This window comes from Citrobacter sp. Cb028 (assembly GCF_030336705.1).
GTDB classification, from domain to species: Bacteria; Pseudomonadota; Gammaproteobacteria; order Enterobacterales; family Enterobacteriaceae; genus Citrobacter; species Citrobacter braakii.
The window spans coordinates 270,556-295,219 of sequence record NZ_JAOWCZ010000035.1 but is presented as its reverse complement, the minus strand read 5'-3'; the positions used below and the strand labels follow the sequence as shown (position 1 = coordinate 295,219).

At 47.7% G+C, this 24,664-nt stretch carries 24 protein-coding genes and 1 tRNA gene; 15 read left to right on the top strand and 10 right to left on the bottom strand.

All coding sequences use genetic code 11. The annotated features are described in order from the left end of the window. Window positions 1-1,086, bottom strand: a complete 1,086-nt coding sequence (aroC, locus tag OGV75_RS20255; protein ID WP_003028170.1) for a chorismate synthase — start codon at window positions 1,084-1,086, stop codon at window positions 1-3. Window positions 1,087-1,125: 39 nt separating this feature from the next. Next, entirely contained in the window at window positions 1,126-2,058 is a 933-nt protein-coding gene (gene prmB, locus OGV75_RS20250) for a 50S ribosomal protein L3 N(5)-glutamine methyltransferase (protein ID WP_016157058.1), read from the bottom strand. A gap of 166 nt (window positions 2,059-2,224) precedes the next feature. Between prmB and smrB the strand changes: the two genes are divergently transcribed. Continuing rightward, window positions 2,225-2,776 (top strand): endonuclease SmrB, encoded by a 552-nt coding sequence (gene smrB / locus OGV75_RS20245; protein ID WP_016153877.1) that lies wholly within the window; start codon window positions 2,225-2,227, stop codon window positions 2,774-2,776. Window positions 2,777-2,856: 80 nt separating this feature from the next. On the opposite strand, the gene sixA is transcribed toward smrB, so the two are convergent. The 4 genes from sixA to OGV75_RS20225 all read right to left on the bottom strand — a co-directional run bounded on the left by sixA (window position 2,857) and on the right by OGV75_RS20225 (window position 7,469). Then, the gene (gene sixA, locus OGV75_RS20240) at window positions 2,857-3,342 is read right to left on the bottom strand and encodes a phosphohistidine phosphatase SixA (protein ID WP_003028179.1); all 486 of its coding nucleotides are present in this window, start codon (window positions 3,340-3,342) and stop codon (window positions 2,857-2,859) included. 208 nt (window positions 3,343-3,550) lie between these two features. Continuing rightward, window positions 3,551-5,698 (bottom strand): fatty acid oxidation complex subunit alpha FadJ, encoded by a 2,148-nt coding sequence (gene fadJ, locus OGV75_RS20235; RefSeq protein ID WP_286481110.1) that lies wholly within the window; start codon window positions 5,696-5,698, stop codon window positions 3,551-3,553. After that, a complete protein-coding gene (fadI, locus tag OGV75_RS20230; RefSeq protein ID WP_046275563.1) occupies window positions 5,698-7,008 on the bottom strand; it encodes an acetyl-CoA C-acyltransferase FadI in 1,311 nt (436 codons plus the stop codon). The genes fadJ and fadI overlap by 1 nt, the downstream gene beginning before the upstream one ends. Before the next feature lie 176 nt (window positions 7,009-7,184). Then, window positions 7,185-7,469 carry a YfcZ/YiiS family protein gene (locus tag OGV75_RS20225; RefSeq protein ID WP_003834838.1) on the bottom strand — a complete coding sequence of 95 codons (285 nt, stop codon included), beginning with the start codon at window positions 7,467-7,469 and terminating at the stop codon, window positions 7,185-7,187. Between the two features lie 371 nt (window positions 7,470-7,840). On the opposite strand from OGV75_RS20225, the gene fadL reads away from it, so the two are divergent. Then, window positions 7,841-9,121 carry a long-chain fatty acid transporter FadL gene (gene fadL / locus OGV75_RS20220; protein WP_046275562.1) on the top strand — a complete coding sequence of 427 codons (1,281 nt, stop codon included), beginning with the start codon at window positions 7,841-7,843 and terminating at the stop codon, window positions 9,119-9,121. Between the two features lie 59 nt (window positions 9,122-9,180). Here the strand turns inward: fadL and mlaA are convergent, their stop codons facing one another. Then, a complete protein-coding gene (mlaA, locus tag OGV75_RS20215; RefSeq protein ID WP_003028190.1) occupies window positions 9,181-9,936 on the bottom strand; it encodes a phospholipid-binding lipoprotein MlaA in 756 nt (251 codons plus the stop codon). 288 nt (window positions 9,937-10,224) lie between these two features. Here mlaA and OGV75_RS20210 point away from each other — a divergent pair, with 288 nt between their 5' ends. From OGV75_RS20210 to OGV75_RS20165, 10 genes are all read left to right on the top strand, one after another. Then, entirely contained in the window at window positions 10,225-11,166 is a 942-nt protein-coding gene (locus OGV75_RS20210; RefSeq protein WP_047416338.1) for a formate/nitrite transporter family protein, read from the top strand. 75 nt (window positions 11,167-11,241) lie between these two features. Beyond that, a tRNA-Arg gene (locus OGV75_RS20205) sits at window positions 11,242-11,316 on the top strand. A 164-nt stretch (window positions 11,317-11,480) separates the two neighbouring features. Next, window positions 11,481-12,767 (top strand): tyrosine-type recombinase/integrase, encoded by a 1,287-nt coding sequence (locus tag OGV75_RS20200; protein ID WP_286481109.1) that lies wholly within the window; start codon window positions 11,481-11,483, stop codon window positions 12,765-12,767. Further along, window positions 12,760-13,482, top strand: coding sequence for a hypothetical protein (locus OGV75_RS20195; RefSeq protein WP_353622583.1), 723 nt, complete (start codon window positions 12,760-12,762; stop codon window positions 13,480-13,482). Before OGV75_RS20200 ends, OGV75_RS20195 begins: the two co-directional genes overlap by 8 nt. A 184-nt stretch (window positions 13,483-13,666) precedes the next feature. Next, the gene (locus OGV75_RS20190) at window positions 13,667-13,858 is read left to right on the top strand and encodes a helix-turn-helix transcriptional regulator (protein ID WP_000749077.1); all 192 of its coding nucleotides are present in this window, start codon (window positions 13,667-13,669) and stop codon (window positions 13,856-13,858) included. A gap of 48 nt (window positions 13,859-13,906) precedes the next feature. After that, window positions 13,907-14,098, top strand: a complete 192-nt coding sequence (locus tag OGV75_RS20185; RefSeq protein WP_272823041.1) for a hypothetical protein — start codon at window positions 13,907-13,909, stop codon at window positions 14,096-14,098. Between the two features lie 81 nt (window positions 14,099-14,179). Next, entirely contained in the window at window positions 14,180-14,374 is a 195-nt protein-coding gene (locus OGV75_RS20180; RefSeq protein ID WP_000611586.1) for a MerR family transcriptional regulator, read from the top strand. After that, window positions 14,371-14,757 carry a hypothetical protein gene (locus OGV75_RS20175; RefSeq protein ID WP_272823042.1) on the top strand — a complete coding sequence of 129 codons (387 nt, stop codon included), beginning with the start codon at window positions 14,371-14,373 and terminating at the stop codon, window positions 14,755-14,757. Before OGV75_RS20180 ends, OGV75_RS20175 begins: the two co-directional genes overlap by 4 nt. A gap of 68 nt (window positions 14,758-14,825) precedes the next feature. Further along, a complete protein-coding gene (locus OGV75_RS23700; protein WP_418342803.1) occupies window positions 14,826-15,878 on the top strand; it encodes a rolling circle replication-associated protein in 1,053 nt (350 codons plus the stop codon). 694 nt (window positions 15,879-16,572) lie between these two features. Beyond that, complete coding sequence (locus OGV75_RS20165; protein WP_272822997.1) at window positions 16,573-18,291, top strand: caspase family protein; 1,719 nt, start codon at window positions 16,573-16,575, stop codon at window positions 18,289-18,291. A gap of 187 nt (window positions 18,292-18,478) precedes the next feature. On the opposite strand, the gene OGV75_RS20160 is transcribed toward OGV75_RS20165, so the two are convergent. Beyond that, entirely contained in the window at window positions 18,479-18,655 is a 177-nt protein-coding gene (locus OGV75_RS20160; RefSeq protein ID WP_272822996.1) for a hypothetical protein, read from the bottom strand. Between the two features lie 302 nt (window positions 18,656-18,957). Here OGV75_RS20160 and OGV75_RS20155 point away from each other — a divergent pair, with 302 nt between their 5' ends. Then, on the top strand, window positions 18,958-19,584 hold the full coding sequence (locus OGV75_RS20155) for a recombinase family protein (protein WP_286481108.1): 627 nt from the start codon (window positions 18,958-18,960) through the stop codon (window positions 19,582-19,584). Window positions 19,585-19,790: 206 nt separating this feature from the next. On the opposite strand, the gene OGV75_RS20150 is transcribed toward OGV75_RS20155, so the two are convergent. Then, window positions 19,791-20,417, bottom strand: coding sequence for an ECs1377 family protein (locus tag OGV75_RS20150; protein ID WP_053389554.1), 627 nt, complete (start codon window positions 20,415-20,417; stop codon window positions 19,791-19,793). Window positions 20,418-20,734: 317 nt separating this feature from the next. Between OGV75_RS20150 and OGV75_RS20145 the strand changes: the two genes are divergently transcribed. Continuing rightward, complete coding sequence (locus OGV75_RS20145; RefSeq protein WP_286481107.1) at window positions 20,735-21,766, top strand: isoaspartyl peptidase/L-asparaginase family protein; 1,032 nt, start codon at window positions 20,735-20,737, stop codon at window positions 21,764-21,766. A gap of 66 nt (window positions 21,767-21,832) precedes the next feature. On the opposite strand, the gene OGV75_RS20140 is transcribed toward OGV75_RS20145, so the two are convergent. Next, window positions 21,833-23,731, bottom strand: a complete 1,899-nt coding sequence (locus OGV75_RS20140; RefSeq protein WP_286481106.1) for a methyl-accepting chemotaxis protein — start codon at window positions 23,729-23,731, stop codon at window positions 21,833-21,835. Between the two features lie 374 nt (window positions 23,732-24,105). Between OGV75_RS20140 and OGV75_RS20135 the strand changes: the two genes are divergently transcribed. After that, a complete protein-coding gene (locus OGV75_RS20135; RefSeq protein WP_016157066.1) occupies window positions 24,106-24,645 on the top strand; it encodes a DUF2058 domain-containing protein in 540 nt (179 codons plus the stop codon). The last annotated feature ends 19 nt before the right edge of the window (window positions 24,646-24,664 follow it).

Below are 24,664 nucleotides of genomic sequence, written 5' to 3'. Positions count from 1 at the left end.
TTACCAGCGTGGAATATCGGTCTTCACGTCCGCATTTTGCGCCCGCTGACGCAGCAGGTGATCCATCAACACGATCGCCAGCATCGCTTCGGCGATTGGCACGGCGCGGATCCCAACACACGGATCGTGACGACCTTTGGTGATCATTTCGACTTCTTCACCAAAGCGATTAATAGTGCGCCCTGGAACGGTAATACTGGAGGTCGGTTTCAGCGCCATATGAGCAATGATTTGTTGCCCACTGCTGATCCCACCAAGAATGCCGCCCGCATGATTACTCTGGAAACCTTCTTTGGTGATTTCATCACGGTTCTGGCTGCCGCGCAGTGCAACAACGTCAAAACCGTCGCCAATCTCAACGCCTTTAACGGCGTTAATGCTCATCAGCGCGTGAGCGATATCAGCATCCAGGCGGTCAAATACAGGTTCGCCGAGACCCGCTGGTACGCCGCTTGCAACAACGGTCACCTTCGCCCCGATGGAGTCGCCCTCTTTCTTCAGCCCACGCATCAGTTCGTCCAGCGCCTCGAGTTTATCCGGATCTGGACAAAAGAACGGGTTAAGTTCCACCTGGGACCAGTCTTTGATCTCCAGCGGAATATCTCCCATCTGCGTCAGACAGCCGCGAATTTCAACGCCGAATTTTTCCGCCAGATATTTTTTGGCAATCGCTCCGGCCGCAACGCGCATCGCCGTTTCACGTGCGGATGAGCGTCCGCCGCCACGGTAGTCACGCAGGCCATATTTCTGCTCATAGGTATAGTCGGCGTGTCCTGGACGAAAAACGTCCTTAATCGCACCGTAATCCTGTGAACGCTGATCGGTATTTTCGATCAACAGGCCAATGCTGGTGCCGGTGGTAACGCCCTCGAACACACCGGAGAGGATTTTCACCTGATCCGGCTCACGACGCTGCGTAGTGTAGCGCGATGTGCCCGGACGGCGTCTGTCGAGATCGTGCTGCAGGTCAGCTTCTGTCAGAGAAATGCCCGGCGGAACACCATCGACAATACAACCGAGCGCCAGCCCGTGTGATTCACCGAAAGTGGTTACGCGAAAGAGTTGCCCAATTGTGTTTCCTGCCATCACGGCTCCGTTATGAGTGTTGTGTATGTGCGCGTGTATTTAGTCTTTATAAATGCTGAAGTGCTCGCGAGCAGCAACTAACTGCTCTTTGGTCAGCATGAATACACCTTCACCGCCGTTGTCGAACTCCAGCCAGGTGAACGGTACATCCGGGTATTGCTCTATCAGATGTACCATGCTGTTTCCGACTTCACAAATCAGAATACCGTTATCTGACAGGTAGTCCGGAGCGTTACCCAGAATGCGACGGGTAAGTTTTAGTCCATCGCTGCCGGACGCCAGACCCAGCTCAGGTTCATGACGATATTCGTTTGGCAGATCGGACATATCTTCCGCATCGACATACGGCGGATTGGTCACAATCAGGTCATACTGGACTTTCAGCAGATCGCGGAACAGATCGGAACGGATCGGCGTAACATGATGGATCAGGCCGTGCTCTTCAATATTGTGTTCGGTCACCGCCAGCGCGTCGGTGGAAATATCCACCGCATCCACTTCGGCCTCCGGGAAAGCATAGGCGCAGGCAATGGCAATACAGCCGCTGCCGGTACACATATCCAGGATATGCTGCGGCTGCTCATTAATAAGGCCCGCAAAGCGGTTATTAATAAGCTCGCCAATCGGCGAACGTGGTACCAGCACGCGCTCATCAACATAAAACTCATGCCCGCAGAACCAGGCTTTGTTGGTCAAATAAGCGACCGGAATGCGCTCGTTGACGCGGCGAATCACGCGTTCAACAATGCGATGGCGCTCGCTGGAAGTCAGACGCGCGGTACGCATATCTTCTGGAATATCCAGCGGCAGATAAAGTGACGGCAGCACCAGCTGTACGGCCTCGTCCCATGGGTTATCCGTGCCATGGCCATACCAGATGTTCGCCGCGCTAAAACGGCTGACCGCCCAACGCAACATGTCCTGAATGGTATGCAGTTCACTCACTGCTTCATCGACGAAAATTTTATCCACGTATTCCTCCAGGGCATGCTCGTATTAATTTCGGCGGCTAGTTTGCCACGAAGACGGCGATAAATCAGCATTCACACAGGGCCTGAGCGCGAAAATTGCGTTTTAAGCGATCGGATGCCCGCCGAGTCGGGTTAAACTAACGAAAAATAAAAGATGAGACTCTCGAATGAAAAAGAAAACATCGCTCAGCGAGGAGGATCAGACGCTGTTTCGCCAGCTGATGACCGGCACGCGTAAAATGAAACAGGACACCATTGTTCACCGACCGCTACGTAAAAAAATTACCGAGGTTCCGGTTAAAAGGCTGCTGCAGGAACAAGCTGATGCCAGTCACTATTTCTCGGACGAGTTTCAGCCGCTGCTAAATACGGACGGCCCGGTAAGATATCTGCGTGCCGACGTCAGCCATTTCGAACTGAAGAAAATGCGCCGTGGCGATTACTCCCCGGAGCTGTTTCTCGATCTGCACGGGCTGACCCAGCAGCAGGCCAAACAGGAGTTAGGCGCGCTGATTGCCGCCTGTCGTCGTGAGCATGTGTTTTGCGCTTGCGTAATGCATGGTCACGGAAAACATATTCTTAAGCAGCAAACGCCGCTCTGGCTGGCGCAGCATCCGCACGTGATGGCCTTTCATCAAGCGCCAAAAGAGTACGGTGGCGACGCCGCGCTGCTGCTGCTGATTGAAGTGGAAGAGTGGCAACCGCCCGAACTTCCCTGATGCAGAAAAACAGAAAGAGCCGCATTTGCGGCTCTTTGATTTTCCGGATGACGGCTGTGCCTTATCCGATTCCAGGCTTTTTAAATCGCTTTTGCCATTTTCAGGTTACACGGGCTCATCTGCCAGTTAAAAGTACCCTTCCCGCTCTCATCAAGCGTTACGCTGGCAATCGCTGATGTGGTAAACATCGGCGGTGTTTCGCCAGGGCAAAGTTCAGACACCAGATACCCCACTAAAGGTAAGTGAGAGATGACCAGCGCCGTGGCGATACCTTCATTGGCCAGAGCCTGTAAATAGGCGCTGACCAGACCGACATCGCCGCAGGGAGTCAACTCCGGCAAAACATCCACACCGGTTGGCAGGTTCATACACTCCCCCACCACATCCAGCGTTTGTTCGGCTCGTAGGAACGGGCTCACCAGAACACGTTCGATATCCACTTTTTGACCTTTCAGCCAGTTCGCCATCAGGCGAGATTCGTCACAACCACAGGAGGTTAAGGGACGAACCGAATCACTGGCGGCATCGAGGGCTGCGTCGCCGTGACGCATGATAAAAACTTGCATATTGCACCGCTTTTGTTAACCAGAATCACCGACACCTTTATCCACAGCCCCTATTGACCGTGGTAACGATGTGGTGGCCGGCATTGTGCCTTATCCATTCACCGAATGAAACGCTGTTTTTTACCTCAACGGCGTAAGTATAGTCAATCTCTGTTTACATTTTGAGCACGACCCATACATTCAGTGCGGATTCATCCTACCTTTGACCTCATGAATTCAGGTCAGTTTCCCCATTACTCCAGAATCTTTCACCGCGTTCCGCCATCTGCAATAACTGCTCACACGGCGTAAACCGCGAGCCGTATTGCGTGGTCAGTCGTTGCAGAGCAGCAACCACTTCACCCGCGCCAAGCGAATCCATATACCGGAACGGGCCGCCGAGGAAGGGCGGAAAACCAATACCAAATACAGCGCCGATATCGCCATCACGCGCGCTGCGGATAATCTTCTCATCGAAACAGCGTGCTGCTTCATTGAGCATTAACATGACGCACCGCTCGGCGATCTGCGCGGCGGTGAGTCGGCCCTGCCCCTGGACGCCAATAAGCGTATAAATTGCAGGGTCGACCTGTTTTTTGCTTTTACGCCCTTTCGCTCCATAAAGATAGAAACCCCGACCATTTTTTCTACCTTTGCGATCGTCATTCAAAATTGAAGCAACAACATTTGCAGGCGCGCTAAAACGTTCTCCATATGCAGCCTCAAGCACTGGTATAATTTTAGTGCCCGTATCAATTCCGACCTCATCCAAAAGTTGGATTGGCCCGACCGGAAAACCAAACTTAACCAGCGCGGCGTCAATGGCTTCAACCCGCTCGCCTTCGGTCAGCATACGAATAGCTTCGTTAATGTATGGCGCTAAAATGCGGTTAACATAAAATCCGGCCTTATCTCTGACCACTATCGGCGTTTTGCCCTGCTTTTTCGCCAGTTTAACGGTTGTGGCAATTGTCTGCTCAGAGGTCGTGGCATGCGGGATAACCTCGACCAGCGGCATTTTTTCCACCGGGCTAAAGAAGTGCAAACCAATTACTTGTTGAGGCCTGGCAGCGTTCGCCGCAATATCGCCAATCGGCAAAGATGAGGTGTTAGAGGCAAAAATGGTATGAGATGCGCAATTTTGCTCAACTTCTGCCACCATCTGTTGTTTTAACGCCAGATCTTCAAATACGGCTTCAATAACCAGATCGCGATGAGCGAAGCCACGGTAATCGGTTGATCCCGAAATCAGCGCCAGCTGTTTATCACGCTCGCTGGCTTTGATATGACGGCGGCGAACCTTCGTTTCAAGCTGATCCCAACTGTACTTCAGCGCGTGGTTGATTCCCTTGGCATTTATATCTTTGATACGCACTGGCAAGCCGCCTTTACAGGCCGTCACATAGGCAATACCGCCCCCCATCAGACCGCCGCCCAAAATGCCTACACTGTTTAGCGGGCCGGGCTTCACATCACTTCCGGGATCCTTTTTCACATCGGTGTTGGCAAAAAAGATGTGCCGCAGCGCCTGAGACTGAGATGTCATCGCCAGTTCGCCAAACGCGCGGGCTTCGGCGTCGTAACCGCTGCTGCTGCCTTGCGCCAGGCCGGTTTCGATGACCTCAAGGATACGTTCTGTTGCAGGGTAGTTGCCCTGCGTTTTTTGCGCCGTCTTTTTACTGGCCATGCGGAACAACAGCGCCCGCCCCAGCGGCCCCGCTAGCACACGCTCTCGCACCGGCAGAGTACGGTGTGCGGGACTATCCTTTTTGGCCAGTTCTACGGCCGCTTCCAGCAAAATGGTATGCGGTACAACTTCATCCACTAAACCCACTTTCAGCGCCTGTTTTGCGCGTAGTTGTTTTCCGGTGAGGATCATATCCAGCGCGGTACTGACGCCAATCAGACGGGGCAACCGCTGGGTACCGCCAGAGCCGGGCAGCAGACCAAGCTGCACTTCAGGTAAACCCAGTACGGTTTTAGCATCATCGGTACAAATACGATTGTGGCACGCCAGCGCCATCTCCAGGCCACCGCCGAGACAGGCGCCATGAATTGCGGCGATTACGGGGATCGGCAAGGCGTTTATTTCCGCCATAATCTGCTGCCCCTGGCGTGCCAGCGTTTCAGCTTCCTGCGCGCTGCGACAGCGACCAATCATGTTGATATCCGCCCCGGCAATGAAGTTATCGGGTTTCGCCGAAATGAACACCACGCCGCGTAATGCTGTGTTATCGCGAATTTGTTTCAGAATGACCCGAACCTGAGAGGCAAATTCCGCCTTCAGGGTATTCATTTTCTCTCCGGGCACATCAATGGTAACAACAGCGACGTTATCCAGACGTACGTTTAGCGTAAAAGCCGATGCCATTTCCATTATTCTGCCTCCAGAACCATTGCCGCACCCAGACCACCTGCTGCACAGGCTGTCACTAAACCAAAACCACCACCACGACGTCGTAACTCATGGAGAGTTTGGGTGATCATGCGAGCACCGGTGGCGGCGAAGGGATGTCCATAGGCAATCGATCCGCCCAGCACGTTAAATTTACTGTCATCGACCTCGCCCGTGGCATGCGCCCTGCCGAGCACTTCGCGGGCAAAACGTTCGCTACCCAGCAGTTGAAGATTCGCCAGCGTTTGTGCGGCAAATGCTTCATGCATATCGATCAGGGTTAAATCAGCCATGGTCAGACCCGCTCTCTCCAGGGCAAGCGGCGTTGACCACGCCGGCCCCAACAGCATGTCCTGCCAGACATCGATGGCGGTAAAGGCAAAACTACGCAGGTATCCCAGCGGCACCAGCCCCAACTCTTTCGCACGCGATTCCGTCATCATAATCACGGCGGCTGCGCCGTCGGTTAGCGGGGTACTGTTCGCCGCGGTAACGGTGCCGTGTTTTCGGTCAAAGGCCGGACGCAGTTTGGCGTAATCGGCCAGCGTAGAGTTGCCGCGAATATTGTTATCTTCTGAAAAAGGATCTTTGAAAGGTGGCGCGTAGGTGGTCATCACCTCATCTGCCAGTTTTCCTTCAGACCACGCCTGAGCGGCGCGCTGATGAGAACGGTGCGCCAGGGCATCCTGTTGCTCTCGCGTAATCCCATAAGTTTTGGCCATTTGCTCGGCCGTATCCCCCATGCGTAAACCGGTGGAATACTCGGCGACGGCTGGCGGTACGGGCATCAGGTCACGTAAGCGCAGTCGGGAGAAAAGCTTAAGACGCTGACCGGTGGTCCGGGCCTTATTGACATCCACCAGCACCCGCGCCAGCTTTTTGCTAACGCCAATAGGCAGAACTGACGAGGAGTCCGCACCGCCGGCAATTCCTGCGCGAATAGTCCCCGCCATCAGGCTTTCCGCGACATTCGCCACCGCCTGGAAGCTGGTGGCGCAGGCTCTGCTTACGCTGTAGGCATCGGTGTGCACATTCATCCCGGTTCCCAGCACGATTTCACGAGCAATATTTGGGGCTTCGGGCATTTGCACCACCTGGCCAAAGACCAGTTGCTCAATCACATCAGCAGAAATTTCGCTGCGCGCCAGCAGCTCGCCAACGACCATTTTCCCCAAATCTACGGCGGGAATGCCATGAAACGCGGTTGCCTGGCGGGCAAATGGCGTACGCAATCCGCTTACGATGGCGATGCGATCGCCCTGGCGGGTAATCAGCGGTAAAGCCTGACTCATAACACTCCCCTGTAAAAAATAAAAATAAGTGGTCTGACCTGATCACAGTCTTAACCAATTTTTTACATTTAGCCAAGCAGGGAGAAAAGAAAGTGGGAGCTAAGACACAGTGAATAATCACTGACAGTGACGAAAAAGCCCTTGCTACCGGGTAACAAGGGCTTTTAAAGAAGGGATTAACGCAGACCCAGTTGGAAGATCAGCGTTTCAGCTTCACAGGCAAAAACAAAGTCGATATCCAGACGCACACCTTCAGACTCTTCAGTAAAGGTCGAGGTGATTTGGCAAGGCTCAGATTCCACGCCACGCGCCTTCTCAGTCAGAGCGGCCAGCGTTTCTTCTGCCTCTGCACGATTCGCGAACACACGGCTGTATGACGCGGTGCAATCGGAGTTGTCCATGATGGTGCCAACATCCATACAGCAGCAAACCGGGGTTTCATCAGCACTGCATTTACTCATTGTAGATTTCCTCTGTATTCGCACCTGTGGTGCCAGATAAACGATGGGGATATTTTACGCTCCCATTATTCGCCTCTCCAGTCGTTAATTGTATGAAATGGGATAAGTGACCGAAATCACACTTAAAAATGATCTAAAACAAAAATCACCCAAACAGGTGAGTGTGCATACCCGCAATTTTGCCAGCTGGATCGCGTTTCCGAGATCAGAATTGAAAATATTTATAAACATACTTGCAACATTTCAGCTGGTCAGACCTATACTCTCGGCACTGGTCTGATTTCTAAGTTGTACCTCAGACCCTACACTTCGCGCTCCTGTTACGGTATGTAACATTGTTTGTATAAAAATAAATCAATGAGGTTATGGTCATGAGCCAGAAAACCCTGTTTACAAAGTCTGCTCTCGCAGTCGCAGTGGCAATTATTTCCACACAGGCCTGGTCTGCAGGCTTTCAGTTAAACGAATTTTCTTCCTCTGGCCTTGGCCGGGCATATTCGGGTGAAGGCGCTATTGCAGATGATGCAGGTAACGCCAGTCGTAACCCGGCGCTGATTATGATGTTTGACCGCCCTACTTTTTCAGCGGGTGCGGTGTATATCGATCCAGACGTGAATATTTCCGGTAAATCGCCATATACAGGACGCAGCACCGATGCGGACAACATCGCGCCTACGGCGTGGGTTCCCAATGCTCACTTCGTGATGCCGATCAACGAACAGTTTGGTTGGGGGGCTTCTGTCACGTCAAACTATGGCCTGGCAACCGAATTTAACGACAGCTACATCGTCGGCGAATACGGCGGGAAGACCGATCTTAAAACGGTCAACCTGAACCTGAGCGGTGCCTACCGTCTGAATGATAGCTGGAGCTTTGGCGTTGGTTTTAATGCCGTCTATGCCGATGCAAAAATTGAGCGTTATTCCGGTGAACAAACTGCTGCATTGCCAAAAGTCAGCCAGAAAATTGCCAGCCTGAAAGGTGACGAATGGGGTTACGGCTGGAACGCCGGTATTTTGTACGAGCTGGATAAAAATAACCGCTACGGTTTAACGTATCGGTCTGAAGTCAAAATCGACTTCGATGGCGATTACAAGAGCGGCATCCGCACCCAGGCCAACGCGTTACCTGGCGCAGGCACGGCGTTCCCTTGGGGAACCACCAACGCCACCGTCCCAGGTTCTCTGACGCTTAACCTGCCGGAAATGTGGGAACTGTCGGGTTACAACCGCGTTGCACCACAGTGGGCTATTCACTACAGCATGGCTTACACCAGTTGGAGTCAGTTCCAGGAGCTGAAAGCAACCGGCACCAACGGGCAGACGCTGTTCTATAAAGAAGAAGGGTTCAAAGATTCTTACCGCATCGCGCTGGGTACGACTTATTACATGGATAAAAGCTGGACCTTCCGTACCGGTATCGCCTATGACGATAGCCCGGTTCCTGCGAGCAAGCGTTCCATCTCCATTCCGGACCAGGACCGTCTGTGGTTGAGTGCGGGTACCACTTACGCCTTCAATGATGACGCATCCATTGACGTAGGCGTTTCTTATATGCACGGCCAGAAAGTGACCGTCAAAGAAGGCCCGTATACTTTCGATTCTGAAGGTAAAGCCTGGCTGTTCGGTACCAACTTCAACTACGCATTCTGATTTTCTTCAGATATAAAAAAGGTGAGCTTTTTAGCTCACCTTTTTATTTTCATCCTTCCTTACTCAGAATCGATCTCTTTTAAATCGTCCTGAATATCTTTCGCGTTCGGGTTTTCTTCTGGTTTGAGTTTCCCACCGTTCGCAATAAAGTCATGACGCTGGAAGTAAGCTTCTCGCACCATGATGTAAGGGTCGGAAGACTGACGCAGCAGACCGTCGGAATCAAGCAGTTGCGCGCGGGTTTCAATCCCTTCAACCGTCCATTTACCTATCGACAACGGCCAGGTCAGCCAGGACAGTACCGGATACAGCGTATCCACCATGTCGCCGCCATCATCACGCAGCGTGAAGCTGCCGTAGAATGGAAGCTGCATATACGGTCCATAACCAACGTCATAGTGGCCTAACGTACTACCAAAACGGTGTGGTTCAACGCGCTGTAACTTCGGATTAGCCATACCCGCCACGTCGATAAATCCGCCCATACCTAACAGGGTGTTCAGGAAGAAACGGGTGAAGTGCACCATACCCTGATAGGGGTCGCCTTGCAGGAAGTAGTTGACCATAACGGCCGGCTCTTCAAGGTTGCCGGTAAAATTGCTCAAACCGTTACGCGCCGGCTGCGGGACATAATCACGCCAGGCAACTGCCACCGGTCGAACAACGTATGGATCTAAAACATTAAAGTTGAAGTTGTACATGGTGCGGTTGAACCCTTCAAATGGGTCCGAACGCCCCTGCTGTTCAGTACCAGAGCTCGCACACCCCACCAAAAGTGTGGTTCCCAGCGCAAGCGCCGACAGGCGAAGCTTCATAAGTGTCTCCCTGTGTATTATGGCTATCGCTGATTGCCATCCATGACGGAACGATGACGTATCCGCCTGTTTAGATGTGAGCGATTGTAACAGCACGTCAAATGATGTCTATATACCCTGTGTTACTGATTTGATCATAGCCTGGTAATGCGCACTCCGCGGCGGCTCTATTCTAGCTACCCCAATAAAAACAAACGTTACCATTTTTGCTATCTCAGACTTTCTCCCGCTGATTTTCGGACAAAAGCCGCTACGCTTTAGCAATACGTGCTAATTCAGGATTCGGCTATGAATGACATTGAGAACGAAAAGATTGATCGGCACAGCGACGAACTCCAGGTCGACAGTGACGAAAAGCTAGAGGGTAAAAAGATTGAGGTCGATGAGGACAGACTCCCCTCCCGCGCCATGGCGATCCATGAACATATCCGCCAGGATGGGGAGAAAGAAATGGAGCGCGACGCGATGGCGCTACTGTGGTCAGCCATCGCTGCGGGACTCTCGATGGGCGCCTCGCTACTGGCTAAAGGAATTTTTCATGTGCAACTGGAAGGTGTGCCTGGAGGATTTTTGCTGGAGAACCTCGGTTATACCTTCGGCTTTATAATTGTCATTATGGCTCGCCAGCAACTGTTTACCGAAAATACCGTCACCGCCGTCCTGCCGGTAATGCAAAACCCTACGCTCGGCAATTTTGGCCTGCTGATGCGCCTGTGGAGTGTGGTTCTGCTAGGTAATATTATTGGCACTGGGGTTGCCGCATGGGCGTTTGAGCATATGCCGATTTTTGATGAAGAAACCCGCGATGCTTTTGTCAAAATCGGCATGGATGTGATGAAAAACACGCCAACGGAGATGTTTTCCAACGCCATCATTTCCGGCTGGTTAATTGCCACAATGGTATGGATGTTTCCCGCCGCCGGGGCAGCAAAAATTGTGGTCATTATTCTGATGACCTGGCTGATTGCGCTGGGCGATACCACGCACATCGTCGTCGGTTCGGTGGAAATTCTCTATCTGGTCTTTAATGGTACGCTGCACTGGAGTGATTTCTTCTGGCCCTTTGCTCTCCCTACGCTCGCCGGGAATATCTGTGGCGGGACGTTTATCTTCGCGCTGATGAGCCACGCGCAGATCCGCAATGATATGAGCAATAAACGCAAAGAAGAAGCCAGGTTACAAGCCAGGCGGGATGAGCAAAAGCAGAAAAACCAGAAAAAACAGGCTTGAATGGTGACGGTTTGAGCAGTTGGGCGGCCTGAGGCTTACCGTTGTGAGTAAAAAACGCTATACTCGTGCCGCTTCGTCCCCTTAGTTAAATGGATATAACGAGCCCCTCCTAAGGGCTAGTTGCAGGTTCGATTCCTGCAGGGGACACCATCTCGCCGTACACCAACGTCTACTACCGTCCACAAATCCCCTGCAACTATCTAAAAACAAAGATATTTTGCTCTCTAGACGTCTATTACCGTCTATTGAAATCAAGTAAGTCTATGGGGCATAATTTGGGGCATTGTTGGTTCGATTGTATATGTGCCCCCAATATGACCAGAAACACCCTCAACAGATTGACAGATCGTCAGTGCAAAATAGCCAAGCCACGAGACAAAGCTTATAAGCTGTCTGATGGCGGTGGTCTTTATCTTGAAGTATCCCAAATCGGTTCGAAATATTGGCGTATGAAGTATCGCCGCCCATCAGACAAGAAAGAAGACAGGCTTGCTTTTGGGGTATATCCAACCACCAGCTTACAAGACGCCAGAGAAAAAAGAGACGACGCCAGGAAGCTGCTATCCAGGGGAATAGATCCCAAAGCCGAGCAAAGAGCAGCAAAAGCGGAAGAAAAAGGCGCATTCACTTTTGAGACGATAGGACGTCAATGGGTTGAAAGCCACCAGATGTGGAACGAAGACCACCGAAAACGCGTACTTAGAAGCCTTGAAATGTATATTTTCCCTCACATTGGCACTTCGGATATTCGCAAACTGGAGGCGATGACAATTTTACCTTTGTTTAAGAAGGTAGATGATGCCGGGAAACACGATACAGCCAACCGACTTAAACAACGGGTTAAGGACATCATACATAGCGCCCGTCTGAGCGGCATTAAGACAGAAATCATCACGAATGATCTCGATGTCCGGTTAATGCAATATGAAACTAAGCATCATGCCGCACTACATCCCAGAGATTTACCAGACTTTTTCACTCGATTGGGCAGCTTTAAAGGTAATCCTCTTACCCGCCTTGCCATTGAGCTAAACATGTTGACCTTTGTTCGTTCAAGCGAGTTAAGGTTTGCCCGTTGGAAAGAGTTTGACCTTGATCGGGCTGAGTGGATTATCCCTAAAAAAAGAGAGCCTATCGATGGTGTGAGGTTTTCCACCCGTGGCACAAAGACGGGAAAAGACGAACATATCGTGCTTCTTAGCCGTCAGGCTGTTTCTATTGTAAAGCAGTTGAGAGAACTAAGCGGAAGCTACGATGTTGTGTTTCCGAATGAAAGAAACACCAAAGGCGTGATGAGTGAAAACACGGTAAACAAGGCATTACGCTTAATGGGCTATAACACGCAAGAGGACGTAACTGGACATGGATTCCGTGCCACAGCCTGTAGTTCCCTGATGGAGTCCGGTTTGTGGCAGGAGGACGCAGTAGAGCGCCAGATGAGCCACAAAGAATATAAAGACGTTAAAAGAGCCTACAAGCACAAGGCTGATTACTTAGAAGAGCGCAAACTAATGCTTCAATGGTGGGCAGATTATCTGGACGCCAATCGAGAAATACATATAAGCCCTTACGAGTTCGGAAGGAGAACACGCCGTGACTAAGATGACAGGACTAGATGCGTTTTATAACGAGTCAGAAGATAAAATCTGGTTTGGTAATCTGATCAGCGAACTGGCAAGACTAAACAATGAAAATGAAAGAATGATAGCTGCCGCCATCTTAAGTAACTACAGATTGAGCAAGGCAAAACCAGATACTTTAGGGAGGCTGGGCTTTTATCAGTTCGATTGGGTGTCAGGTTTTACGACTAATGAAGACTTTGAAAAGCAGTGTGTGGAGTTTTTAGGGCTTCTGGCTATGGGACATGAATACAGGGAGAGCCCAATACCGGGGGAAGAAGGGACTTTCAACGTTAGGAAAGGCGAAGACTTTTTATATCACGATGATGAGGATGATTGGTATGGGTCCTACGATTCGTTTTATTTCAGGCGCTCCGAGCTTGTGAACTTCTTCCCAGAACTGGATATGTGCAATGTTGATTGCACTCTTGTTAGCGACTCACAGCTAAAAGATGCGGAAAGTATGCCAGACTGGAGAGGCAAAGATACAGTAATGAGGGTATTGGCAGCGATGTATATATTGCTTAGCAAGGATCCAAATTTTAAATGGGGGGATGGCGCAAGTATGGACAAAATAGTCAAAGAAATCTCTTACACCATATTGGAAACGGCAAAGGAGGATGTAAACGGAACTAAACCTAGGAACATTAAGAAAATTATTGCTTGTGCATTTGATGTTCTCAATTCCAAAAAATAGTAAGCAGATTCACAAGTTAATAATTGACGTTGCCAAAGTCACTAAAATGACTAAAAAATCAGCAAAAAACATTACTAAACCCGCAAGATTTCATTACCAAACTTTTTTTGCAAAATTACCACACTTTCATAAAAAACAATGATTTACTATCTCACATAGTCAAGCAACGTATTACGAGGTAGATATGAAAAAGTCGCTGATTCGGCTATCTGAGGTTTTGAAACGCACTGGCTATAGCAAGGCGTGGGTATATGCTCTGATGAGCCGAGGACAATTCCCCCAATCAGTCAAGATTGGTGCTCGCGCAATAGCTTTTATTGAAAGCGAGATCGATGACTGGATCGATCAACGTATAGCCGAATCGCGTAGCAACTAAAGAACAGAAATAAACAGGATACAAACAATACGTTATTAGGTATTAAGAATGCAGTTGAAACCTACCAATCAAAAGCTGAACGTAACCCATGTTGATTTTGAAACCTTCGCGGCACTGATTAGATCAGAGCCACAAAAGGTGAGCACCAGCACCTGGGTTTATGATGTGAAATCCACCAGCGGTGGAAAAGCTATCGGCATTGCCTCTGGCGATGATTACTTAGTAATAGTTCTGATTTAATCGCACAAAAATTGTAGAGTAATTTGGGGAGACAGGAAGTCTCCCCCGTATTGCATTTTGGTACAACAGTAAGGGAATAAAATGATTAATTACCTGACCGCTAAAGACGCAGCAGAATATCTTGGCGTCTGTCTGTCACGCTTCTATCAGTTAAAGCGATATATCCCAAGCTTTCCTCCCTATATAAATCAGACCATCAATGGACGCAAGCGCCGGGTGTGGCTTGCCTCCAGCCTTGATCAATTTGCCGACAGATTTCTGGGGGGACGAAAATGAGCACTCTTACACGCTCTCAGGTCGCCGCGAATATGCGCGATATCCTACTAAGTGGCAGGAAGCTTACCCCAAAGGAGTTTGACGACATATTAAGGAAAGCCGGAAATCACGAACGTAGTCGCGTTTTAACGCTGTTACGCAACGATTGGGGAATTCCTGTTGAGCAGTTTAAAACAGGGGCGTATCACGTCACAGAACGCAATTTAGAAGCATACCACAGCGATAAAGACGAAACATTGAAGATCTGGAGGACGAACGCCAGATATGTAAAGACATTGCGTAAGGTAAACATAACGTTGTCGTTGTTGCGTGGGCTGGTGGGCAAAGTGCCTGAAGACACGCTTAGAACTGTTTACAAGGGTATTGAAACCAAATACCTGTGATTGACAAAGCAGAAAGCCGACTTTGCGAGAGTCGGCTTTGAAGCAATTGAAATATATGAACTTTACACATGGAATTATACGATAAAGACGCGAGTCTATCCACAAAATCACAAGCCGTAATCAATCACATCAATGGTCGCACATTAGCTTATGTGAAATCAGTTACGCACAAACGTAATGAATTAAAGGCGGAGAATAAACGCCAATCATCAAAGGCTAACCACTGCATACCACCAGCCTGGACAAAGAAGAAATGGCGTACAATGAGGCGAGCTTTGTTTACTCTGGATGTCGAATCAACTAGTGGTATCCCCTACTCCTTTACCTTCAGACCCGTTAAGGGAACAACGCCAGAGAAATTCAACAAAGTGTTAAAGGCACTTACCAGATGGTTGACTTCGAAAGGCAATCAGTGGGTTTACGTCATGGAGTGGGCTCAACACCAGTCAGAGCCGCATGTACACGCAATAATCATGGTGAACGAAAGAAGCATTAATGGGCAAGCTGGCAAAATTGTCAGCAAATGGGTAACACTGGCAAACAATGCAATCCCATCAAATGTTCCTCCCCAGTGGGATCTAGATTTGAAAGGTCAGCAATATTCAGAGCCTACAAAGTGTATAGGTAAACAGATTGATTACATGGCAAAGCCCGAAACTAAGTTAAATGACTTTAATAGAGAGGCGAGCAAGAGCCTATATGATTGGTCAGATGCCAACGTTTGGGGTTATTCGAATGGCTGGGCGCGGCATGAGATAAAAAAAGAAACACTTTCTATCACTGGCTTTCATGCTGTAAGACGCATACTAAAAGCCGTTCAGGCATCAAGGAAAGACAACTACAAAGCTAAGAGACAGATACAGCGTACATTGAAACGACAAGACATAAATCGCTCACCAATCACCCCGTTCCAAGCACCGTTAATTAGCAAACACGATTGGGATTTATCAGTGATAGCGGTCACCAAAGAGGCAGAGACAGAGCGCAGGGAGTTACTATCCTCACAGATAATAAACTCGAACAAAGTACAAACCCACCCACTGTTAAGGATGTTAAGAAGAGCACGAGTGAGAGCATCCAGAGCCAGAAGAGAAAGCGGAGGTTATGACCATTACTACTAGTAGTGACAGATCGTGACAAGGCAGTGCAAAAAACGACCAATAATAAGAGAGATATGCCAGCCAAACCGCCAAAAGCGCGGAGCGCGGCAAACGCCGCGAGAGGCGCAAGAAGGCGAACCTATCCATTGAAACGGTCAGAAGAGCGCATCGCGCTCGATGACCGGAATCCCCACTAACACCATCAACGAAAGATCAAAGTCTTAGAAAAAAATGACGTTTCTTTGATGGGTTTCCATCCATAGAAATCAAATTTTGAGAAAAAGTACTTATAGAAATTAATCGCTCTATAAGGATAAGTTGACGTTGGTCTGAAGTGAACAACATATTAAAAAATAAATAATTATCAAATAGATAACACCAACCACTAAGCAAAAACTTCCAGAAAACAACATCAACGTAACGTCAATTCTGTAAGTACTTTTTAGGTCGCTTTTTGGGTTGATTCCATGTAGAAAGATACAGCTCTAGAATTTTAGCAAGCAAATACTACTCTGAGCTTTATGCTTTAATAGACTGATTTATAGGAGAATCTCCCAAATGAGATACCAAAACACTTAGGTGTCAGGAGCATGAAGATACTACGTTCAACTCTAAATCCTATATGATATTTACCTTGCTTTTTATAAAAAAAACATGTACTTATTTACATTCACCTCCAAAAATACAATTTCCGTTAAGGATATCGGGATAGATTATGCAAAGTGAAAATACCACAAAAGAGCCCAAAAAGAACAAACTAACAGCGAGCATACTAACAACGCCTAGCCAGGCGAACAATACTTCCACCAGCAACACAACAAATGAAAATAACTCGTCGGTTGAAAAGCAATTAACTTTAACAGGAGCAAATAGCGATAAAATCAATGCTGCAATACTAATTGGTGTATCAGATTACGGCTCGCAATCAACAAACTTACCACAATGTGAAAATGATATTTCACTAATAAAGGAAGTAGTCACCAAAATAAAAAACCCCAGTTATATACTATATATTTCTGGCAACTGCACTGGTCAGGAAGCCGCAGATAAAATAATATCATTCTTTCGCGACATAAAAGAAAAAGAAGAAAAAATAGATGAACTTTTATTTTATTTTACAGGGCACGGAATAGCCCATGAAAAAAACAATGGTGAAATAGAGTCTAGACTTGTTTTCTCAGATTATGCTTCAAATAGAATAAATCAAACTACTGTATCATCTGAATTCATAGATAATCAAGCTAGAAGCATATCACCAAATACTTACGTAAAAATAATAGACTCGTGCTATAGTGGTAGCAAAATAATAAAAGGAAACATTGAGCAAAGAGAGAAATTTTTAAACGAATTATCTAAAGATGAAAAACATTATACTAATGTTGGGTTTAACAGTGTATATGTTATGGCTTCGTCAAGAAGCGACCAGGTTTCCTTCGCTAATAGTAAGTTTAGCGATTTTTCTGAATCATTATTTTTATCTCTTTACGAACTTCCTGGAGATGTAAAATACCGTCATATTGTAAACCGCCTTGCTGATGATTTCACATCAAAAGAACAACGACCTGTTTTCGTAACTCAAGGGTCTCTTGATGAAGGCTTTGGCATAATAAATCAAGAACTTAAAGATTACATTTATAATAAACTAACTACTGAAGAAACAACAAATACAAAAGATAACAAAAGCAAAAATAACAGTGAAGAACAAATTATAAAAGAACTTTCCCAAAAAATTAAAGAAAAGACGTCGACAAAACTCTTTAGCAAATCTGATTTTCATGAATTTTTAAATCTCGTCCACGAAAAAAGCTCTATACTTTTTGAGTTGTTATCACCATTTTATGATGTAGAAATAGAAGCGAGCGAAAAACAAATAGTCCCAAATGAAGTATTCATTGGCAATTGGTTGAAGAACAATAGCCATTCATATTTTGCAAGAGTTAGATACAGAAAACCTGAAAGCGATGTCAGCAGGACTATAGCATCTCGCATTATAAATACAAATATTGACAGTTTTCAATCAAATACAAAGCCGATATCTACCAATAACATAGAGGAGAGTCAACCTATAATTGGATTTACCCCAGTAGGAATGGTTGAAGATGCAGAAGTTGTAAATAGCCGAGTTAGAGAAATAAAGCTGACACCAAAAGAAGACATGAAGATACTGGACTCAATATTGATCCACATAGTAATCATCAACTCCCAGGAGAGGGTTGCCCTGTTTACATCGATTGAATCATGCCCATTAATCGATTGGGATAGATATTCGAGAGCCAAATGCCCATTGTGGAAGGTTCATGAAATTAAATCTGCAAAACGCACGCCGGAAATATCAAGTGAATTAGATACTATTTTCAATAGTATGAAATTAATAGCATTAGCCCTAATAACATCCAAGAGTCTTGATCAAGAAAAAAATAGTCAGGAGAACTAGGAGCTAAAACCGGTGGATATAGTATAGCTGGGCTATTAGACGAACCTATACCACAAAACTGACGGTATGGTTAGGTTCGTCCCTGATAAGCAGCAGTGTCAACTCAAACCTAATCTAAGACAATGAATACGCTATTAACTGAAACAAGCTAAACAAATTAAACGCGCCAGCAAAGGCGCGTTCTGTATCAGGCAAATTGACTGGCATCTAGGGAATCTATCCAATCTGGAGCTATTCCCAGACGTTCCGCGATCTCTTCGTTGGTCACGTCCTCCGTTGAGAGATTCACCTGACAATCGTTAGATTCAGGATAGTCAGGGGTAAGTAACAAGTACTCCCGCAACTCTTTCAGGTCTTTTTCCATCTTAACACTCCTTGTTAATAGACCGCCGAACGATGGTGCAGATTTGCACCATCCCAAGTGCAGGCAAGCAAACCCACCAGCACAACAAATTATCTCATATGGTAAAAACGGTGTCGGGCTGTTTCTTTCGACTAGCTCAACATATCGCCTTAACTGCCAGCCATTATCCTTGTCTCAATTGGGTATACCGTAATGACAATGTGACACAAAGTCTCAATAGGGTTGCATAGGAACATTTTGACTACACAAAATGCCTTATGTATCATTTGCACTTAAATTCATAACCCTATTGAGACAATGCAATGAACGTTAGAATTTACTGCCGGGCATCAACTGAGGGGCAACACGCTGATCGAGCACTTACCAGCCTACGTGAATTTTCAAAATTAAAAGGCTGGCAGATTGCTGGAGAGTACATAGAAAATGCTAGCGGGGCGAAGCTTGAGCGCGTAGAGCTTATGCGGCTATTGTCCGAAGCCCAGCCCGACGATCTGTTGCTAGTGGAAGCTATAGATCGTCTGAGTCGCCTAGAACATAGCGCATGGGTTGAACTGAAAGATACGCTCAACCGAAAAGGGTTAATCATCGTATCAATGGATTTGCCAACGAGCTGGCAGATGGTCGAGATGGCAGGCAATGACCTAACCAGCGGCATCCTGAGAGCTGTAAATGCCATGTTGATAGATATCCTTGCCACAATGGCGCGACAGGATTACGAAACACGCCGTAAACGCCAACAGCAAGGCATAGAGCGGGCTAAAAGCGAAGGCATATACATTGGCAGGGAGAAAAATCAGGAAGCCCGTGAGATCGTTCAAGAGATGTTGGAGCAAGGAGTAAAACCTGAACTCATCATGAAGGCAGCAGAAATCAGCCGAGCGACTTACTACCGTATAAAAAGTGAGCTGTCAGTCGTAAAATCAGAATAACCTTTGAAAGGTCGTCAGGCTTGTTTCATCAGATAAAACCAGCTTTTCTGACCACAACGTCTGGGGGCACCCATTGGGGCACCCACCAAAATCGAAAACAAAATTAATTAGAATTCAAATTGTTAATTGATTTTTCGATTCCTGCAGGGGACACTTTTAATTAAATGCATCCGGCTAAATCCTTTCATTTACCTGTCAGTTCATCCCTAAGCCAGGCGATAAAACGGCACATTCCTCACCGTTGCAGTAAGATTGTCGGACACCATTGTCTGCTCAGTAGCTATCCGCATCCCTGATTTTCTCAGCCTCAGTACGTCAGCAGCAATACGTTGACTGCCAAACCAGAAAAGCCCGTCCAAAGCAGTGACATCAAGGCCTGATTCCAGTGCCAGCTTCAGACGCTCACGTGGTGCTTTTACCGTTTTAGCAATTTGCTGATATGGCGCTTCGCTTGAACCTGCACGATTAATGCGTCGAATACGATGCGACAGGCGGTACTGAAATTCATCCGGTATCCCGCCGAGACTCGCTTTCAGGCTGTAAACACAACCAAAGCGTTTGCCGTTAAAGATTACGTTTTTCTGACTAAGCTGTAGCTCTTCACGAACGCTGGCAATCAGTTGCGGGGTACGGAGTAATAACAAACGGAAAGGCAGCTCAAAGCTGGTCACATAGTCCACATTCAATAAAGCAATACGCAGACGCTCTTCCGGACCCGCCTTCATTTCCCGACATTCAGCAATAACATCAGCCCACTGGCCAGCCAGACGGGAACTTTCAGTCGCCTCAGTAAAGCTGTATTTTTCAGTCTGATAATCAATACGTTCGGTCACTCGGAATTCCCTTCTGGTCACATCTCGGTATTGGTTGCTCACTTTACCAGCGACAGACTGCAACCGGAAGCCTGCGAGTATGGTCAGTGGAATGATAGAAACTTCTGCGGAAACGCTTCATTTTTTGATAAATCAATCATTAAAAATATATTTTGACTAAAATCAATTAACCAAAATTATGATTATTGAAGTATAGCCATGATTAATCTTTAGCCAGTTTGTCAGGAATAAGTTCTCCATAAACAGGCTGATTAATACCGGTAATGAGAAACATTATCGGAAATGATTCATCACTCAGAAAAAAGGAATTTATTCATATGATCAGAATCAAGACCAGTATCGCTACTTTGACCCTTTGTACCTTACTGACAGCTCCCGCATGGGGAGACGCGCAATCGCCGATAAGGCTGGTGATCCATGGTGGTGCCGGTACCATTACAAAAGATACCATCACACCAGAACAGGAAAAGCAGTATACAGAAAAACTCACTGAAGCTCTGAATGCAGGTTATGCGGTTCTGAATAAAGGCGGTAGCAGCCTGGAAGCCGTTCAGAAAGCGATTAATGTGATGGAAGATTCTCCTCTCTTCAATGCAGGTAAAGGTGCCGTGTTTACCCACGATGGCCGCAATGAACTGGATGCGTCCATTATGGATGGGAAAACCCGAAAAGCCGGTGCCGTTGCCGGTGTAACCACGGTTAAAAACCCAATTAATGCGGCGTATGCCGTTATGACTCAAAGCCCGCACGTACTCATGGTCTCGACAGGCGCGGATACCTTTGCAAAAGAACAGGGACTCGCAACCGTTGATCCTGCTTATTTCAAAACAGATTTTCGCTGGCAGCAATTACAGAATGCAATCCAAAAAGAAAAAGTGCTCCTTGATCACGATGGAAAGAGCGCTGCCCTGTTCGCTGATCCAATGATGTATGACTATAAATATGGCACTGTCGGCGCTGTTGCTCTGGATAAAGACGGTAATCTCGCTGCCGGAACGTCTACAGGCGGAATGACCAACAAACGTTACGGACGTGTAGGGGATTCACCTATCATTGGCGCAGGAAATTATGCCGACAATGAAACCGTGGCGGTATCCGCAACCGGCTCAGGAGAAATGTTTATCCGCACGCTGACCGCGTATAACATTGCAGCCCAGGTGAAATACCGCAATACCCCTTTAAAAGCCGCAGCGCAGAATGCTCTGGATGAAGTTAAGGCGCTGAATGGCAGCGGTGGAGTAATTGTGCTTGATAAAGCCGGTAATTACACCATGTCCTTCAACTCTGAAGGTATGTACCGGGGAACCATAGGCGATGACGGAAAACCCGTTGTAGCCATTTATCGTTAATACTATTTCCCCGCCAGGGGATGAACCGACCCGGTATATTGTCCGGGTCGGTTAAACGGCGTCAGGTCAGACAACAAAACGATTGACCAGATCCTTCATGGTGACAGACAGATTGTCCAGGCGCTGGCTGTCGCTTGCGGCCTGAGAAACCAACGCCGCGTTTTGCTGCGTGACCTGCTCCATAGGTCGCAGTGCCAGGTTAATCTGAGTTACCCCTTGCGATTGTTCCGTCGCTACACGAGCGATATCCGCAATATATTGCTTCATGCTGGTGGTATTGTCCGCCGCGGCTTCTAGCGCGGTAGCGGACGCCGTAACCCGCTCAACACCCTCACTAATTTTTACCATATTCTGCGCGACCAGCTCGCGGATCTGATTAGCTTCTTTGGCACAACGCTGCGAAAGATTTCGCACTTCACTGGCCACAACTGCAAACCCCCTGCCCATCTCTCCTGCCCGTGCAGCTTCCACTGCCGCATTCAGCGCCAGCAAGTTAGTCTGAAACGAAATATCGTCAATCGAGGTCACAATATTCGAGATTTTCTCACTGGAAGAGCGAATATCCCCCATGCTCTGATTTGCCGCACTGGCGACGTTACTGGCCTGGCGGACCTCTTTTTCCAGCCTGATTGTCAGATGCTCCGCTTCGCGGGCATTGTCTGCCGTTTGCGTAATCGTCGTGGAGAGCTGTTCCATACTGGCCACCGCTTGTACTATTGATGCTGCCTGTTCATCCGTGCGTTGGGCCAGGTCCTGATTACCCGCCGTAATACTGCTGCTGGCATCGGATAAAACCACGGAGCCTTGTTTAATCTCCTGGACGATATGCTGAATACTTTCCAGCATCGTGTTATAGGCGCGATTAAGTGAGGAAAGCTCATCTTTCCCTGGGGTCGCCAGTCGTTGAGTCAGATCGCCGTTCATACCCGCAATCTTGCGGAGCGTGTCACTAAATTGACGATGCATATTGATAGCGATTGCCCCTGCGAACGCCAATGATGCCAGGAGCGCTAACAAGCTGACAATCATATATATTTGCCAGTTTTTTCGTGCATCCTGCGCGAGTTTTTCCGCATTCGCTAACAGAAGATTCGCCGTCACATCTTCTATCTGCCGCATCACTTCAATACGCTGGGTTTGAACCTTGAACCAGACAGTAGGATCGACATCAAATCCACCGTTCGCGGCATGACTAAACGCGGTTTCACGTAATGAGAGGGCTTTTGACGCTTCTGTGGACTGTAAGCGGCTTTCCAGCATGGCCGCCTGTTCCGGTGGGCTCAGACGCAACGATTGTGCCAGCCAGACGTTCTGTTTACTGACGACATCACTGAGTTGATGTAACTGCCCCTCGGCGAAATGACCGGAGGAAAAGATATTTGACAGCAGCGCGCGTTCAATACCTGCTTGTTCTTTCAAATTCAGCAAGTTGTAGTAGGCGGCGAATGCGTTCGCCATCTCGCCTGAATCCGTCAACTGCCCCAACCTGCCCACAAAACTCAGCACATCAGCAATGACATTAGTATAAAACTTAACGACATCTGAGGCCGGAAGCCCCAATCGCGTGACGTTTTCCCGGATGGTGGCAAGCGACAGAATGTTTTTCTTGAACGTGGTGACAGAATTGGCGGCATCCCCTTCTGGCAATGCAGTATCGGACAGTGAACGCACAAAGACCTCGATCTCGCGATCGGTTAAAGCCCGCTGCGCGGTTAACTCATCTTTGAACGTCTTCCCTTCAGCCCCCAGAAATCCGACGCTCATTCCCCGTTCTTTTTGCAGCTCATGCACCACATTTCCGGCACTACGCGCGAGCACTGTCAGTTGAGCAATATTTTCCATCTGCCGTTCTGTCTCAATGCGCGTCAATATTCCTGAACCAGCAAACCAACATAACGCCAATAATAGTGGTTGTAGCGCGATTATTAACTTCATTTTCATCGGCATTCGATAAACCCACCACATACCACTTCCCTCCATTGTCCATATTTTCATTATGGTTATCGGCGCAATGAGGCTGCACTTTAAATTTGATCAAGAGACAACTGATTGTTTTTTAGATTAAATACCTGCCAAAATAACTCTATTTGATTATGACAAACAGGATAAATCACTGGAATATTTATATTTATGATATCTATCCTCAAGTTAGTTAAATCATTCAGCATATTATTTCTTATTAAAAAACGGGTTAACTATCAACACGATTCGGAAAGGGAGTAAGACACAGAACGGTGACGCCTACTGGAGATAACCGTCGTGGCACGGCCATTTTCTGGCATCCCGCCGAACGTTAAGGTTATAATCCTGACAACGATTTTATTGGATTAGAAGCGACGATGACAAAACTTACCCTACAAGAACAGATGCTTAAGGCAGGTCTGGTCAGCAGCAAAAAAGTGGCCAAAGTGCAAAGAACGGCGAAGAAATCGCGCGTTCAGGCTCGCGAAGCCAGAGAAGCGGTTGAAGAGAATAAAAAAGCGCAAATTGAGCGCGACAAGCAGCTCAGCGAACAGCAGAAACAGGCCGCGCTGTCTAAAGAATATAAAGCGCAGATCAAGCAACTGATTGAAATGAATAAAATCACCATTACCCGTGGCGATATTGGTTACAACTTTACTGATAATAATCTGATCAAAAAAGTCTATGTTGATAAGGTGACTCAGTCTCAGCTGATCAAGGGCCGTCTGGCCATTGCCCGACTGACGGCTGAAAGCGGCAACGATAGCGAATACGCCATTATCCCGGCGGTCGTCGCCGACAAGATTGCGCAGCGCGATGCAAGTTATATTGTTTTAAATTGCGAGCTGAGCCAGGAAGCGAAGGACGAAGACGATCCGTATGCTGATTTTGTCATCCCTGATGATTTGATGTGGTAAGAAAAACAACCAGATAATC